The sequence below is a fragment of the Pseudoalteromonas sp. 11L1 genome, assembly GCF_055397545.1.
Genome location: NZ_AP041141.1, coordinates 1,589,832 through 1,605,801, shown reverse-complemented (window position 1 = coordinate 1,605,801; position 15,970 = coordinate 1,589,832). Strand labels below are relative to the sequence as shown.

Genomic DNA, 15,970 nt, shown 5'->3' with positions numbered 1-15,970 from the left:
TTCACACTCAACCTGATAGCTTATGCCTATCAGTTTAATACAAACAAACGATTGGAACTATATTTAATTGTTCGCCATAATGGCTATCAACAAATCAAGAGGAACTAAAAACATGTTAAACAATATTGAAGGTCAAACAATCCCTAACGTTACATTTGCAACGCGTCAAAACGACGAATGGAAATCAGTAACTACTGATGACATTTTTAAAGGCAAAACGGTCGTTGTGTTTTCACTACCTGGTGCATTTACACCAACGTGTTCATCAACTCACCTACCACGCTACAACGAGTTAGCTGGTGTACTTAAACAAAATGGCGTTGACGACATTGTTTGTGTATCAGTAAACGATACCTTTGTAATGAACGCATGGGCTGAACATCAAGAAGCGCAAAACATTACCTTACTACCAGATGGTAACGGCGAATTTACTGACGGCATGGGTATGCTAGTTGATAAAAACGATTTAGGTTTTGGTAAGCGCAGCTGGAGATACTCTATGCTGGTTAAAGATGGCGTAGTAGAGAAGATGTTCATCGAGCCAGATTTACCAGGCGACCCGTTTGAAGTATCTGACGCTGACACTATGCTTGATTACATCAACCCAACTCAAGTAAAACCAGAAGCGGTTACTCTATTTACTAAGCCTGGCTGTCCTTTCTGTAAAAAAGCAAAAGAGCTACTTACAGCTAAAGGCTTTGCTTTTGAAGAAATCGTAATGGGTGCTGGCGCATCACTTACCAGCCTTAAAGCGGTATCGGGCCGTGAAACCGTACCACAAGTATTTATTGGTGGTAAGCACATTGGTGGCTCAGACGATTTAGAAAAATACTTTGCTTAATTAAGTAAATAAAACAGGGGCTGCAACGCCCTTGTTTATTAAAGGAAAAACACTATGAAAGAATTGCAAACCGACGTTGTTGTTATAGGTGCAGGTACCGCTGGTTTAAGTGCCTACCGTAATGCTAAACAGTTTACTCAAAACGTACTTATGATTGAATCAGGCCCATACGGTACAACCTGCGCACGTGTTGGTTGCATGCCAAGTAAATTATTGATTGCTGCAGCAGAAGCCGCGCACTCAATAGAAATGGCACCTGCCTTTGGAGTTCACAGCTCAAAACCGGTTATTGACGGTAAAGCCGTCATGGCACGAGTTAAAAGTGAGCGCGATCGCTTTGCAGGATTCGTAGTAGAAGCCGTAGATGAAATACCTAGCGAAGATAAAATTCGTGGCTATGCACAGTTTTTAGACGCCAACCGCGTGCAAATAGATGAGCACACCATTATCACTGCTAAACGCTTTGTAATAGCAACAGGTTCACGCCCATCTTACCCTGGCGTATTTAATAACTTTGGCGATCGACTGATTATTAATGACGATGTATTCGACTGGGATGATTTACCAGAATCAGTAGCCGTATTTGGCCCAGGCGTTATAGGCCTTGAAATTGGCCAAGCGTTGCATAGATTAGGGGTAAAGGTAAAACTCTTTGGTGTAGGTGGTGCCATAGGCCCATTAACCGACCCAGTAGTTAAAGATTACGCTAATACCGTATTCGCAGAAGAATTTTATGTTGATACCGACTCAAACGTTTCAGATATGAAACAAGTAGGTAATAAAGCAGAGCTAACCTATACCGACAAACAAGGTGTTAAACATACTGAGCAGTTTGACTATGTACTGGCTGCAACTGGGCGAGTACCAAACACCGATAAACTAGGGTTAGAAAACACCGGCATAGAGCTTGATGAACGTGGCGTACCACTCGCTGATGCCCACACTATGCAATGTGGCAACTCCCACATATTTATTGCTGGCGATGCTAGTAACATGATCCCTTTGCTTCACGAAGCATCCGATCAAGGAACAATCGCCGGGCAAAACGCAGGCAGCTACCCTCATGTACGTGCGGGTTTACGCCGCGCTAAAATTGCCGCTGTGTTTAGCGACCCACAAATAGCCATGGTTGGTGAAAGCTTTAAAGAAATTAGCCAACGATTAGGCAGCTGTGACTGCTTTGAAATAGGCGAAGTCAGCTTTGAAAACCAAGGCCGCAGCCGCGTTATGCTAAAAAACAAAGGCCACATGCGTGTGTATGCCGAGCACGGTACCGGCTTATTTTTAGGTGCTGAATTTATAGGCCCACAAGCAGAGCACATTGCTCATTTATTAGCATGGGCTGTACAAAACAAAATGACTGTACCGCAAATGTTAGATATGCCTTTTTATCACCCTGTTATTGAAGAAGGCCTACGCACTGCACTGCGAGATTTAAACGCTAAATTAAAATTTGGCCCAGACATTCTTAACCATTGTATGGAATGTGGCCCAGGCGCATAACATACCACTAATACACACTTGCTACTCAAAGCCAAAACTCTTGTTTTGGCTTTTTTTATGTTAAAAACAGGTATATAAAATGGAGTTTAAACTGCTACACTCAGATTAATAAATAAACAAAAATGGACCGAAAATGAGCAATAATAAATATAGACTTGTCACTCGAAGCGATTTTGACGGCCTAGCGTGTGCCGTATTACTTAAAGATTTAGATTTAATCGACGATATTTTATTTGTGCACCCAAAAGACATGCAAGATGGCAAAATAGCCATTACCAGCAACGACATTACCACTAACCTCCCCTATGTTGCCGGTTGTCATATTGCATTTGATCATCACTTAAGTGAAACCGTTCGTAACGAAAGCGATATAAAAAACCATATTATTGACCCAGATGCGCCCTCTGCAGCACGCGTTGTTTATGACTATTATGGTGGCGCAGAGAAATTCCCTAATATTTCAACTGACATGATGGAAGCGGTTGATAAAGGGGATTCGGCACAATTTACAAAAGACGAAATTTTAAACCCAACAGACTGGGTACTGATGAACTTTATTATGGATGCGCGCACAGGACTTGGCCGTTTTCGTGAATTCAAAATTTCTAATTACCAGTTAATGATGAAGTTAATTGACGCCTGTAAAGATCACAGCATAGAACAAATACTAGCAATGGAAGATGTTGCCGAGCGTGTTGCGTTATACCACGAGCACAACGCACAAGCTAAAGAGCAAATAGACCGCTGCTCATCAGTACACGACAACTTAGTGGTACTCAATTTAACCGAAGAAGAAACCATTTACGCTACTAACCGCTTCGTTATTTACGCCATGTTCCCCGAATGTAATATCTCAATACATAAAATGTGGGGGCTTAAAAAGCAAAACGTGGTGTACGCCATTGGTAAATCAATCACCAACCGCAGCTCCAATACTAATGTTGGCGAGTTATGCCTTAAATACGGTGGCGGCGGCCATCTAAATGCTGGTACTTGCCAAGTAGAAACAGGCAAAGCTGAGCAGGTACTGAGCGAGCTGATTGCTACGATTACCAGTGATGGCTGAGTTATAGCCTCAGGGTTCGGGGTTCGGGGTTCGGGGTTCGGGGTTCGGGGTTCGGGGTTCGGGGTTCGGGGTTCGGGGTTCGGGGTTCGGGGTTCGGCAAATTATTATATAAAGCGGGCTAATTGATAGCTCGCTTTTTTATTATGAAAAATTAAATGGAGGGCTTCGTTGAGCTGTGAACCAGTCATTCAGGTGAGTCGTAATTGTCTTAGTAATAATAAAAGGATATTCTCCCCTTTTTCACATCTTTAAATAAGCGGCAGTAGTATAATATTTATAGTTGGTAGTAACTTATACCATTTGCTATTAATATAAGTTCATAAAATAAGGATGTTTTCACGCTAAAATAGGAAAAGTGTCCTCAGATAAAGCTGTTATATAATAATTGGAATCTTATATGTGGATTAAAAAATTTTGGAAACCTCTTTTGTCTTTATTAGTGGTAGTAACAACGTTAGTCGTCGCCATATTTTCATATGTGAGCGTTTTTAATGGTTCATTATCCAAAAATTCCAATGACTGGGGAGCATTTGGCAGTTATTTGAGCGGTACTGCTGGTGTTGTGATTGCACTGTTTGCCGTCATCTGGCTTATTTATTCGGTAAGCATCCAAAAGGAAGAAATTGAAAAACTTAAAATTGAATTAAATAAATCAGCAATAGAACAAGAGCAACAGACTGAAATTAGCGCTTTAACTGCATTAATTAGTTCTTACGGCACTTCTGCTCAGGTTACACAATTGAAGCTAAATGGTTGTAATGACGGAACTAATCATATCTCAAACAATGAATCAATTACTTCTATAAAGACCCAGTTAGAGCATGAGCTTGCAAAAGTAAATGAGTATACCGCTAATCTGGAAGCAAAACTCGTACAACGTACATAGTAATACATTTTTGTCGGATGTTGTGGCTTAGCTCCGCCACTTCTCCGACCTACGTCAAAATGTAGGTTGGTTAAGCCGAAGGCGCCACCCAACAGGCTTTCAAATTCACTTTTTATCCGAAAATGGCACAAAGCTGGCATTGCTACAAATATACTACATAGAGTTGATATAGAAACAAAGAAAAGGCATAACCCATTGATTTTATTGGTAGCCCCTGCAGGAATCGAACCTGCAACTGCCCCTTAGGAGGGGGCCGTTATATCCATTTAACTAAGAGGCCACGTTGGGTGCTAAGTACTAAGTGTTTGGAAATTATAACGGCATCTGGTTTTTTATATCAAGTATCAAATTAAGTTAATTGCTTGATAAATATATATCTTCTTTATTTAATACGTAAAGCGGTATAAATGTTCGACTGCTGGCGGCAAGGCGCTTATTTTCAATATTTATTACGCGAGCGTTAATAACAACCCCATCTGCACGGTAAATTAATGTACCCGATAAAACATGGCTGGCTATATTCGTACCTGCAAGCTTGCGAGTGTTGCGGGTGAATGCAAAGTCGCCTTGTTCATTAACGGTAATTAAATTGGCTGTTTTAAAATCAACCGCGCTATAACCAAACTTTTGTAGCTGGTGTATAAAGGTTTCTGATAACTGATTACCTAACTGGCTTGCTGTAGTTAAACTTGCGTCTAAATCAACGAACGACGTGACTGCAATCGCTGCATCTTGCGGGGCTACTTGCATGGTGTCGGTTAAATCAAGTGCCATTTGCTCTACGTAGTTAACTAAGCTTTTATGGTGCTTGTTTGGGTTAAACTGCGTTGTATCGGCGTATTGTTCTTGCTCGTCATTTTGCTGCATTTGCGCCATGATCTGGTTAAAATCAAGATTGCTTACCACTGTTTGCTCTGGCTCAGATTTGGCGGGCTCGGTCGCGGTCGACTCGCCCATTAAATTACAGCCTGAAAGTAATAGTGATAATGCACTTATACCAATTAAAGCAGAGCGCTTAACTAAGTTAACCATGGTAAACCTCACTTACTCGCTTGTTTAAGCATAATGCCATCAGCACTGTTACTGCTATTTAGCGCATCAATAACTGATTGCGGAATAAAGCCCTGTGCAGAGCCTACAACCGCTTTACTCGCTAAACCAACAATTCGTGCATTTACTAATATGCCGCCTTGGTGATTTACTAGCGTGCCTGCTAATACGTAACTAAAGTTTTGTTCTTGGTTAAGCTCTAAGTAGTCGCGGCTAAAAACAAAATCGCCACCAGGGGTTACACGCATATAATCGGTGGTTTTAAAATCAATGACCGGCACACCAAAATTATGCAGTTCGTGCATAAAGCTCTCTGCTATTTGGTTACCTACTAAGTCAGCATTGTTGTAGTCACGGTCTAAAAAAACAAAGCTTGATACTGCCAATGGCGTTTTAGTATTTACGTACTGTAAGTTTTCAGCCATGTCTTGCATGATGCCACGCACATAGTGATTAATATTTTTACGGGTTGGCGTATTTACTTGTTTGTTTTTATTCATCACTGCGGCTTTATTTTGATAAAGCGAATCTGTATTTGTTGGTGCAGCTACAGGGCGTTGCTCAAAAAACATAGGCGCATCGTCGGTAATTTGCGTGTCACTATGGTCTGTCATTTGTGAACAACCAAAGCCCAGTGGCAAACATAAAGTTAATAGTAGGCGTTTCATGTGTGCTCCTAATTAATATTCACTGCGGTAAATATAGTCACCGCGCTGCTGTATTTTTTCATTACTCCACATCACATTGATGGGAATTTCAGTGCTTGCGGCAGATACAATCTGATTAGTTTGCATATTTACCATGCGAGCATTAACAATATAAGCATGTTCTTGACGGGTTAAAGTGCCGGTGATCACAAAGTCAATAATCTGACGCTGCTTTAAGTTACTGGTGCTGCGGCTTAACACTGAATCAGCGCTCGCTGATAAGTTAAGCTGGTTTTCAAGCCGATATTCAACCGTGTTGTACCCTAACTGAGTAAATTGGGTTATTAAGCTTTCTTGAACTTGCTGACTAAGCCCTGTCCCCTGGCCTTGGGCAATTTGTGAATCCAAAGCATTGGCTAAATAAAAGCTGCTGACCGCGATTGAAGCGGTGCTTTTAAAAGGCTCTTTGATATGGCTAAGCTGGGCACTCAAGCTATTTACGTACTGGTTAAGCGTATAAGGTGCCATGACCGCTTTAGGCGCATCAGTGCTTATACTCGGCTTTGGCTGGGGGGTTAAGCTACAGCCCGCCAAATTTAATAATAGTAAGGGTAACAAAAGGCGCATAGTTGCCATCCTCTAAAAACATAATAGTTACAAAGCAATTATTATGCCTAATACCCTAGATGCATATTTATTTTAATGGCTGTTGGGTGTAATGACTCACAATGCAGTTGATTTGGCGCTGTTTAAGTTTATCGCAATCGGCAGCCGCATTCGCTTGATTTTGATAAGCCCCAAGCTTTAAACGGTAGTAAGTCATGCCACTCACGTTAATAGTTTCTACATTCGCCACGAATTCGCCCTGAAATAACGAAGATGCGCTGGCTTTTATTTGATTTAAACTTTGGCTAAGTCGCTCTTTGTCGGTAACGGCTGCAACTTGCAAGGCAAATAAGGCTTTAACGGCTTGTTTTTCATTAGTTGTATTCGTTGCTACTTTAGCTTTTTTTGCAACTTTTGTTGGTGCTACCGTTTCAGCCGAAGCTTTAGCTGTTGATACTGGAGGCGTATTTGTTGATGCAGGGCTTTGTTTTGCCACTGCATTTAATTGGCTTATTAATAACTTTAAGTCTTGTTCAATCACTAATAAACGTTCAACACCTGCTTTGGCTGCTTGCCACTGCTGAGACGATGCTTTTAGCTGCGCCAACTCTGCCTCAGAAAGATTGGCACTCGCTTGCATTGGCTGAGGAGATTCTGCAGTTTTGGTGGTACTGCATCCTGATATAAAAAGAGCAGCAATACAGGCAATTAGTATTGAGTAGCGTTTATATAAATTAGCATATTGCATGGTTAAACCTTATTGTTATTAGTGGCTAATAAGTTGCGCTTGGACTTGGCAGTTCAAGCCTTTTACTTTTAATTCTGCACATACTTGTTCAAGCTCCCCTTGCGCAGACTCGGCATAAGCGACGGCTAAAATATACCGTTTTTGTTTTTCGTCTTTAATATAAAAAGCATCACGCTTTGATTGCTCATTTAAATGACGTTTAATTAATTGATAATACGCTTTCATAATTGGCAATGATGAAAACCCACCCGCATTAGCAATATACGCTGGAGTTTGTGTTTTTTCTTTAAGCTCAAAGTCAACGCCCATTACTACTTCACCTTGCGCTGGTAACTTAACCACCACCTGTTGCGTATCTTTTAAAGACTTACGTTGCTTAAATTCATCATCTATAACCGCTTTATATTCGCCAGGGCGTAAATCGGTAAACAAATAATAACCATCATAAGCAGCCTGCGTTTGTGCCACTTGCTTGCCTTGTTTGTCGAGTAATTTTACGGTGGCAAAAGGCTGTACTTCAGTGCTGCCTTGCTCATCTTGTTTGTAAACAGTTCCCTCTAATTCACTACTGTTATTAAGCGGCACTTCCATATATTCAACAAAGCCGGCACGCGGTGTAATAGAAAAGCCATCATTGGCGGCAACTAAAAAAGGCTCACTAATACTACCTGGCTCTATCACTATGTCGGTGGTTCTATTTGCTGGCATACCTTTAAGTATTGCTAAACCATTTTCGTTGGTTACAGCTCGGCGATAGTTTTGAACTCCTTTTACCTTAACGCCCTCAATTCCCTTTTCTCCATCATCTTGAATATTGTTATTATTTGAATCAAGAAAGACTCTAACCATTAAAGTGCCAGAGTTTGCGAGGCTTCTTTTACTTAAAAAGTACTCGTCAGTGTTCGCATCAAAACCAATACTAAAGCGACTAAATAAACCTAGCCGCCAATTATCATCATCGTCGTAACTCATTGTGCTATTTAAGCTAAAACTATCGCTTTGCCAATTTAAACCCAGTTCCATAGAAACTAAATCATTTATACGGGAGTTTCTTAGTGTGAATTCAGATTGTAAATTCTGAGATAAACTACGGCTTAATTCTGCTTGGTAACCCAGTATAGTCGAACCGGAGTCTGCGCTATAGTCAACACTAAAACGAGTGTATGTTTTACCAAATCGATGTTGAAGACGCATGCTGCCAAGTGTTGTTGCATCATCTAAAGAATCAAATTTTCGCCAAATTAAGTTGTTACTAACAACGGTCCCACCTAAATTATACGATAAGGTATTATCAACACTTAAATATGAGTCGCTAAATTCTCTGCTGTTATATGCGAGCGTATTTTGATAGCTTAAGCTTCCAAACGATTTATCAAACAACTTTCCTGCCGTATATAATTGATAACTTTCAACTTTCGCTGTCTGCGAATCACCAATTATCTTTTCATTGTTTTGAGACAGGCTTAACCGTACCGATTGACCAATTAACTCACCTCTAGCAGCTACCTCTAGCTTATCTTCATCGTTATTATTTTTTTCATAATCTAGATTAAGTAATACTTTATCAAATATACTTAGGTTTGAACCAAAAGCATAATTGTTAACATTATCACTCGAATTACTATTTAATATTGATGTACCAGCATAAACCGATAAATAATCAGTTAGCCCCGTTTCATAACGGCCTGCTAGCTGCCAACCTTTGCCTTGTGTCGAATAAAGTGACTGGTTGAATAACTGCTCACCTTGCTCAGTAATTGACAACTCATAAAACGATTCATCTGCTGACAAACTATTACCATCTATAAAGTATTGCTCTGTTTTTCGCTCTACTTGCCCTTGTGGACCATAAAAAATCAGCTCAAAATTATTAGCGCCAAACAATAAATCAATATCTTCAAATAAATAACGCCCATCAGCTAAACTAAACTGCTGCGCTAGCAGTACATCATTACGGTATAACTCAACATCCCACCCTGGTTGAATAGCACCCGTTAAATTAATTTGATTACTATTAACCTGTTTAAAAAGTGGTTTGTTATCAACTTTTATTCCTCTGGCGTAACTACTATTAAATTGTTTACCGATTTGAGTTGCTAATACATCTCCAAATTGAACAGTTGTCGCATTTAAGGGACCTAATAACCGTGCGTCTTTACTTTGACGGCTAAATGATAATCTTGAATCTGATAGTAAATCTTGTTTTCGCCCTGCAAAAAAATACTGAGCATTAAAATAGGCTAAGTCATTTGACCCTAATACAGAGTACCCTATCGCTGAATCCGTATTACTCTTGGTTGCACTAAGCTGCACATCAGCAAGAGGAGATGAAATTGCACTGTATGGACTGGCCTTCCAAGGTAATATTGCTTGACGTGACTCTCTATTAGTTACAGTTTCTCGCTGCTCTCTTTCGCGTTTTAATTCTATAGGCAATTTGGTAGGGGAGCTTACATTTAGCTCAAGTGCTGAATATTCAATATCAATATCTAACGAAAACCACTGCGCTAGCAAGTTACTATCAACAAACATATCGCCGTTATCAGCATAAGCTTGTTGGCTGTTAAATGAATATCTAGCGCCGTTAATTTGTACTGTATTTGTATTTAGGTCTAGATAAAACTGATTATCTTCACGAATAAACCAGCCTTGAGCAATAAGGTCATCGCTATTTATATCTATAGCAAAATCCAGGCTTTCTGAAAAACTTAATAAATCTATTAATACACCGGTTTTACTTTTCACCCCGAGCATTTCACCCAGGTAATTTTTTTTCACGAACGATGAAAAAAATAATAACTCCCCTTCGGGGATGCCCTCACCTTGCTGTACATTAAGCTCAGGCTCTGTTCTTTCATTTACAGCTTGATCAGTGTTGTATTGCTGCCATTTTTTATCTATTTTTTTTATGCTAGCAAGAATGGCCTGAGTGTCAGGCTCTGCTGCTAATAAGGGGTCAATTGATAAAAAAATGATCAACAACCACTTTAAACGCTTAAAGTAATACATCGCCTATTTCAAATTACCGATAATTGCATTATTAATTGGCGCAAACTTTTCACTAAAAATAGTATCGCGATATTCTTTAAGCCCTGTATAAATTACCCGAATTTCGCCATCTTTCGGGATGTTTTGATCTACAAAAATTGGTATCGTCGCCGTTGTTGTTTTTAGCTCAGGGTAAATACTAAAATCGTTTAACATGGCGATCTTTTTCTCTGTATCCGTTCCTTTTTGCTTAAAGAAAACTTCTAACTTGCCAAAAGAGCTAAAGCCCCCTTCTCGCTTAATTTCAATCTCAAGCGCTTTTTTTTCTGGGCTGTGTATAAGCTGTAAATTGCTAATATTAACATTTGGTTTTTCAGCGCCTTTACGCAGAATAACAGGAATAGTGTAACTTAATAGTAATTTCAAATTAATACCAAGTCTTTGTTGCTGGATTTGAGTTTCATTAGGGAGTGCTTTAAATGCTAGGTGAGATCGGTATTCCTGTTCTAGTAAACCTTTTGGCTTTCGAATAGCAAGCTTAACAATCTGCCTTTCTCCTGGCGCTAATCTAACTTGCGATGGGCTAATCCTAACCATATTTTTAAGTGAAGCTGAACTTTCTTGATCAGCCGCTAAATTAGCATACCCTCCGCCAGCTAGTGCAACTTTGTCTTGCCACTCCAATCTATAAGTTTTTGCTTCATTAGAGTTATTAACAACAATGACTTTAGCAACACGCTGACGCTCATCAAAATTTACTCTTGTTGGGGAAATAAGTAAGTTTGCATAAGAATGGAAGCTAGTTAAGATAAAGCTTACTAAGATAAAAAAAGTTTTTATTATTGTCATTTTATCAACATCTCTAGTTGTCTAATAATTTAGCGTCACTTCAATTGTAGTATCAAAGATACCATCTTTATAAGTATTTCCGTCACCTGAGGTACTTAATTGCCCTCCTACTCTCAATAAAGCAGTTCCTGTGGTATCGGTTGTAATGGTCGCATTATAAATGAGTTGATTTAAAATCAGTGGCGCGCCACCAAAAATATTGTTTAGGGGCTGATCACTTACAAAGTCACTCACGTTTACCTGGATACGTGCAGGATATCCTTCAAGCAACAATTCGGCTGCATGGCCTTTTTCAAGTAAATATATCTTATTGGTTAAAGTATTTGTGTTACTGGGCAACAAGGTCATAGAGCTAACACTTTGGTTATCACTGATAACAATTTTACCAAAATCCAATTGCTCAAGCGGTGTAACTTGTGCGTATAAATCAGTAGTTAAAAAAGCTGCTAGTATGAGTAAAATTAATTTCATAAAGTAGCCTGCTTTATACAATAAAGCAGGCTTTGCCCATTAGTAATTTAATTCTAATGTAAACGTGCCACTGTATGAACCATCGATATAATCACTAGTTGCAGTAACCGCCGTTGTGGTTAATGTTGCACCAAAATTAAAAGTTGCTTCGCCAGCTGAATCGACCTGAATGGTCGTTGTAGCTGCACTGTTAGGCGTCGCACCAGTTAACACATAATACGTTGGAGTGCCCAAAGTAAATGCAGCAGTGCCCGCAGGTGCTGTATCAGGCGCAATCGCAGTTTCAGTCGGATTTGTAATGGTCAATGTACCAAAAGGAGACACACCTGAAATTGAGAATGAGGCTGGTGTACCTGCTACTAAAATTGCAATTTCAGCTGCGGTTGCATCTGTAGAAGCCGTTGTAGGAGCAGTAGCAGGGTTTGCGGCTAATACTAATGTTGCAGTCTCCGTCCCAGTTAAATCACCTGAAGCCCTGATTGTACCAAAATCTAGTGGTGCATCATTCGTAAAGGTGAATGCGTTTTGAACTGTAACACCTGCTTGAAAAGAAGCAGTTTCTGCAGCCGCACCGAAAGAAAGAACAGTCATTGATGCAGCTAACGCTGCTTTAGTAAATATTTTGTTCATAGTTTTCCCTTAGACATAAAGTATAAACCTGTTAGTCAGGTTATGTTAAGTATCGGCCAAAATCACTAAAAAGTTAGAAAATATTTACTTTATTTTGATTTATAATAACAGGATGAAAAAATAAGCGTAAAAAACCTTAAACATCCTCTGAAAATGTCGCTAAGGTACACTTATTACCTATTTTGTAAAAAAACAAACACAACTGCGCCGCTTGCTGTTGATTTTTCAGCGGGCCTGCTACAACACTATAAAACGTTGTTGATTCCTTTTGTTGCTCATTAATGCGGTATTGTAAAATACTGTTTAACTGAGGGTATTGCTCTTTTAGTCGCTGTACTTGCCTTTTGGCTCCGTTAGAAACTAAATAACGTCCAATTTGTACACCGTAAATTGCTTTGTTTATACTGATAGTGTTATCGGCTAAGACAGTTTCTGAGGAGAGTTGTAAAGATTGCTTAGAGCCATATTCAACACGTTTTACCTTCTCTTTCAATGGCTCAGGTACGGTATCAATATCTGTTTGTGCAGAAAGAGCTTGAATCAGTAATGATAAGTCCTCTTCCATGGTGCTTAAACGCGCTATCTGCTCTTTGTTGTTATCCCATTGCTCTAAGTAAGGTTTTATATCTTTTTCACGCACAAGCTTGTCGCTTTGTGAGTCGACGGGCATTAGCTGGTTGCTACAACCAGCTAATGCAAATGGTATTAGTAATATTATTAAACGAAGTTTCACTTTAAAGCACCTATTACAAAAAACGAGCTCTAGCTATTATGCAATAAAAGCGCCAAATAAATAATTTATAATCCAATTGGTTTGTCAGTGTAGTTACTCACAAAGCAATCAACTTTATAGAATTTAAATACCTCACAATCATCCTCAGCACTTTTAAAGTTAAAATACTCACCTAATTTTAATCGATAATAGGTTTTGTTATTAACTTTTGCTTTTTCAATGTTTGTCGTGATTTTATCCTTAAACAAAGGCGCTGCTTTTTTGTTAATGTGCTTCCACTCTTTAGCAACACTTTCTTCTGAATCAAGGGACGCTACCTGTAAGGCAAATACTTTTTTGTTTTTATCTACCATTGCCACTTTTGTTGCCATCGATATTTTAGAGGCAATCTTTTTGTTCACCCTAGAACTAATCGCTTTCACTGGCGAGCGAACAGTTCGTTTACTGTAGCTTTTTGAAGGAGCTGTAATTATTTTTGTAGGAACACTAGCATAGCGGCTGCTATATCGCTGATTTTTTAGAGCGTCCCTACCAGTCGGTTTTACATAACGGTTACTATATCTTTGTCTCGGTCGTTCAACGTTATCTGAGGTGCTTGCGTAGTTATTACCATGCCTGAGGTCTGGCGAGGTATTAGCCTTAATTGATGAGCGAGCATAGCGATTGCTAACAGCTTGGTTAGATTTCGCTATTGCTTTACTGTTAATAATATCTAAATTATCAACTAAATATGTAAGCTCACGTTCTAACTTTAATAGTCTCTCTATACCAGAACGTGCTTGTTGCCATTGCAAAGCGGCATCTTTTAGCTGTGCAAGTTCAACTGCGGTGATAGTTACATATTCGGGTGAATCTCTAACCCTTTCATTTAATGAGGTTTTATCAGGCGATATCGTACAACCACTCCCTATTAACATAAGTAAAGCTATAACTAAATATCGGTGATACTTTACGCTGTATTCACACATTGATTGTTTCTCTTTCAACAGTTTCGACCGCTAAGTTGAGCCAATTTACAATTGGCCTAATAAAGCACGTTAACTAAAAAACAACTTTAGTTAACATAAAGGTTACATTACAAACCCAGATCTGTCTGTATAACTGCAAAAATAGTTATAATTAAATGTCTGTAAAAGCGATTTTACAATCAAAAAAAGCGCCATGTAGGCGCTTTGAATAATGATAAGTTTATTTAAATTAATGTTTTAATAAAGGTTTTAAGCTCATCAGCAAATTCATCACGGCGCAAAGCAAATTCTATTGTCGCCTTCAAATAACCAACTTTACTACCACAGTCATGGCTTCGGCCTTTAATAGCATAAGCGTCTACTTTTTCATCTTGCATAAGCATCGCAATTGCATCAGTCAGCTGAATCTCATCACCTGCACCTTGTGGTGTTTTAGCTAATAATGGCCAAATATTTTTACTCAACACGTAACGACCAACCACAGCAAGGTTTGAAGGTGCCTCGTCAACAGGTGGTTTTTCTACCATGCTCTTAATGGGTGAGCTCTCACCTTGGTTTAACTCAACATCACCTAAATCAACAACACCAAATTTATCTACTTGATCTTTAGGTACTGGCTCAACCATAATTTGGCTGTGTTTACTTTGCTCAAAACGAGTGATCATTTCCGCTAAATTATCTTTTGTTAAATCACTTTCCACTTCATCGATAATAACGTCGGGTAAAATAACTACAAAAGGTTCATCCCCTATAATAGGGGCTGCACAGTTAATAGCGTGACCTAACCCTTTCGCCTCACCTTGACGCACATGAATAATCGTCACGTCCTTAGGGCAAATAGACTGTATTTCGGCAAGTAATTGCCGCTTTACACGTTTCTCTAACGTTGCCTCAAGCTCAAAGCTAGTATCGAAATGGTTTTCAATTGAGTTTTTACTCGAATGCGTTACTAACACTATCTCTTTAATGCCAGCGGCAACGGCTTCGCTAACAACGTATTGAATAAGTGGACGGTCTACAACTGGCAGCATTTCTTTTGGAATTGCTTTAGTGGCCGGCAACATTCGTGTTCCAAGGCCCGCTACAGGGATCACTGCTTTCATTATGCTCTCCTTATTTTTTAAACTGAAAATGGGTACTGAATCGCTTCATGGCATTGATAGCCAACCACCTCAAAGTCATCACGTGTTACCCATGTTTCAATGTCTTCGAGTGACTTAATCTCTGGGTTGATTTTTAATTGGGGAGAAGCAAATGGCTCACGCTTTAATTGCACATCTCGCATTAAATCGAGCTGATTTTCATAAATATGGGCATTGGTGATTTTATGGTATGCCTTACCCGCTTTATGGCCGGTAATTTGCGCAACTAACGCAAGTAATACAAAACATTGAATTTGGTTAAAATTAAGTCCTAGTGGAACATCACAACTGCGTTGATATGAGGTTAAATACAGAGTATCACCTAATAACGAAAAGGTATGTGTATGCATGCATGGGCGCAAGCAACCAAGTTCAAACTCACCGGGGTTATAAAATGTAATAATTTCGCCGCGATCATCTATGCCACTTTTTAAATTATTGATGACCTTTGCCAGTTGATCCAGTGTTGAACCATCAGGGCGTTGCCAGCCACGACCTTGAACGCCGTAAACGCGCCCCATATCGTCCTCACCTTTACGGTTAGGGTTATTGAGCCAAGCATTATTTTCATTGGCATTAGCATCCCATGTTTTACAGCCTATATTACGAAACTGCTCAGCACTGTCGTACCCTCTTAAATACCCTAACAACTCAGCAATAGCCGCTTTGTAATAGCTCTTTCGAGTAGTGATCATAGGAAACTGATTATTCGCCACATCGTATTCTAAATCAGCGTTTATAACCGTTAAACAACGTGTACCGGTGCGTTTATTTTCAACCCACTGTCCTTGGTCAACAATACGCTGACATAATTCTAAATATTGTTTCATCTAACTTCTTCT

General features: G+C 39.4%; 16 protein-coding genes and 1 tRNA gene. 4 read left to right on the top strand and 13 right to left on the bottom strand.

The genetic code is table 11. The features are described from left to right. Positions 1–112 precede the first annotated feature (112 nt). The 4 genes from ACZ5WS_RS07380 to ACZ5WS_RS07365 all read left to right on the top strand — a co-directional run bounded on the left by ACZ5WS_RS07380 (position 113) and on the right by ACZ5WS_RS07365 (position 4,296). On the top strand, positions 113–841 hold the full coding sequence (locus ACZ5WS_RS07380; protein ID WP_008466566.1) for a glutathione peroxidase: 729 nt from the start codon (positions 113–115) through the stop codon (positions 839–841). A gap of 54 nt (positions 842–895) precedes the next feature. Next, positions 896–2,344, top strand: coding sequence for a dihydrolipoyl dehydrogenase (locus ACZ5WS_RS07375; RefSeq protein WP_464711389.1), 1,449 nt, complete (start codon positions 896–898; stop codon positions 2,342–2,344). 133 nt (positions 2,345–2,477) lie between these two features. Beyond that, positions 2,478–3,410 carry an exopolyphosphatase gene (locus ACZ5WS_RS07370; RefSeq protein ID WP_464711387.1) on the top strand — a complete coding sequence of 311 codons (933 nt, stop codon included), beginning with the start codon at positions 2,478–2,480 and terminating at the stop codon, positions 3,408–3,410. A 397-nt stretch (positions 3,411–3,807) separates the two neighbouring features. Further along, the gene (locus tag ACZ5WS_RS07365; protein ID WP_464711385.1) at positions 3,808–4,296 is read left to right on the top strand and encodes a hypothetical protein; all 489 of its coding nucleotides are present in this window, start codon (positions 3,808–3,810) and stop codon (positions 4,294–4,296) included. A 205-nt stretch (positions 4,297–4,501) separates the two neighbouring features. Here the strand turns inward: ACZ5WS_RS07365 and ACZ5WS_RS07360 are convergent. From ACZ5WS_RS07360 to ACZ5WS_RS07300, 13 genes are all read right to left on the bottom strand, one after another. Continuing rightward, positions 4,502–4,576 (bottom strand) — tRNA-Arg (locus ACZ5WS_RS07360). 74 nt (positions 4,577–4,650) lie between these two features. Next, positions 4,651–5,328 (bottom strand): FlgO family outer membrane protein, encoded by a 678-nt coding sequence (locus tag ACZ5WS_RS07355; RefSeq protein ID WP_138608116.1) that lies wholly within the window; start codon positions 5,326–5,328, stop codon positions 4,651–4,653. Between the two features lie 8 nt (positions 5,329–5,336). After that, the gene (locus tag ACZ5WS_RS07350; RefSeq protein WP_198523557.1) at positions 5,337–6,014 is read right to left on the bottom strand and encodes a FlgO family outer membrane protein; all 678 of its coding nucleotides are present in this window, start codon (positions 6,012–6,014) and stop codon (positions 5,337–5,339) included. Positions 6,015–6,026: 12 nt separating this feature from the next. Then, positions 6,027–6,620 carry a FlgO family outer membrane protein gene (locus ACZ5WS_RS07345; protein WP_193049042.1) on the bottom strand — a complete coding sequence of 198 codons (594 nt, stop codon included), beginning with the start codon at positions 6,618–6,620 and terminating at the stop codon, positions 6,027–6,029. A 67-nt stretch (positions 6,621–6,687) separates the two neighbouring features. After that, positions 6,688–7,347 carry an SPOR domain-containing protein gene (locus tag ACZ5WS_RS07340; RefSeq protein ID WP_464711382.1) on the bottom strand — a complete coding sequence of 220 codons (660 nt, stop codon included), beginning with the start codon at positions 7,345–7,347 and terminating at the stop codon, positions 6,688–6,690. Between the two features lie 18 nt (positions 7,348–7,365). Then, complete coding sequence (locus ACZ5WS_RS07335; RefSeq protein WP_464711380.1) at positions 7,366–10,326, bottom strand: hypothetical protein; 2,961 nt, start codon at positions 10,324–10,326, stop codon at positions 7,366–7,368. Between the two features lie 33 nt (positions 10,327–10,359). Next, positions 10,360–11,184 (bottom strand): fimbrial biogenesis chaperone, encoded by an 825-nt coding sequence (locus tag ACZ5WS_RS07330; protein ID WP_464711378.1) that lies wholly within the window; start codon positions 11,182–11,184, stop codon positions 10,360–10,362. A gap of 21 nt (positions 11,185–11,205) precedes the next feature. Next, on the bottom strand, positions 11,206–11,655 hold the full coding sequence (locus ACZ5WS_RS07325; RefSeq protein ID WP_178956439.1) for a DUF4402 domain-containing protein: 450 nt from the start codon (positions 11,653–11,655) through the stop codon (positions 11,206–11,208). A gap of 39 nt (positions 11,656–11,694) precedes the next feature. Then, positions 11,695–12,285, bottom strand: a complete 591-nt coding sequence (locus ACZ5WS_RS07320) for a DUF4402 domain-containing protein (protein ID WP_138608128.1) — start codon at positions 12,283–12,285, stop codon at positions 11,695–11,697. 136 nt (positions 12,286–12,421) lie between these two features. Next, the gene (locus ACZ5WS_RS07315) at positions 12,422–13,018 is read right to left on the bottom strand and encodes an SPOR domain-containing protein (protein ID WP_290171065.1); all 597 of its coding nucleotides are present in this window, start codon (positions 13,016–13,018) and stop codon (positions 12,422–12,424) included. A gap of 65 nt (positions 13,019–13,083) precedes the next feature. Continuing rightward, the gene (locus ACZ5WS_RS07310; protein ID WP_464711375.1) at positions 13,084–13,935 is read right to left on the bottom strand and encodes an SPOR domain-containing protein; all 852 of its coding nucleotides are present in this window, start codon (positions 13,933–13,935) and stop codon (positions 13,084–13,086) included. A gap of 275 nt (positions 13,936–14,210) precedes the next feature. Continuing rightward, the gene (galU, locus tag ACZ5WS_RS07305) at positions 14,211–15,089 is read right to left on the bottom strand and encodes a UTP--glucose-1-phosphate uridylyltransferase GalU (RefSeq protein ID WP_138608132.1); all 879 of its coding nucleotides are present in this window, start codon (positions 15,087–15,089) and stop codon (positions 14,211–14,213) included. Between the two features lie 17 nt (positions 15,090–15,106). Beyond that, on the bottom strand, positions 15,107–15,958 hold the full coding sequence (locus ACZ5WS_RS07300; protein WP_138608133.1) for a thymidylate synthase: 852 nt from the start codon (positions 15,956–15,958) through the stop codon (positions 15,107–15,109). Positions 15,959–15,970 lie beyond the last annotated feature (12 nt).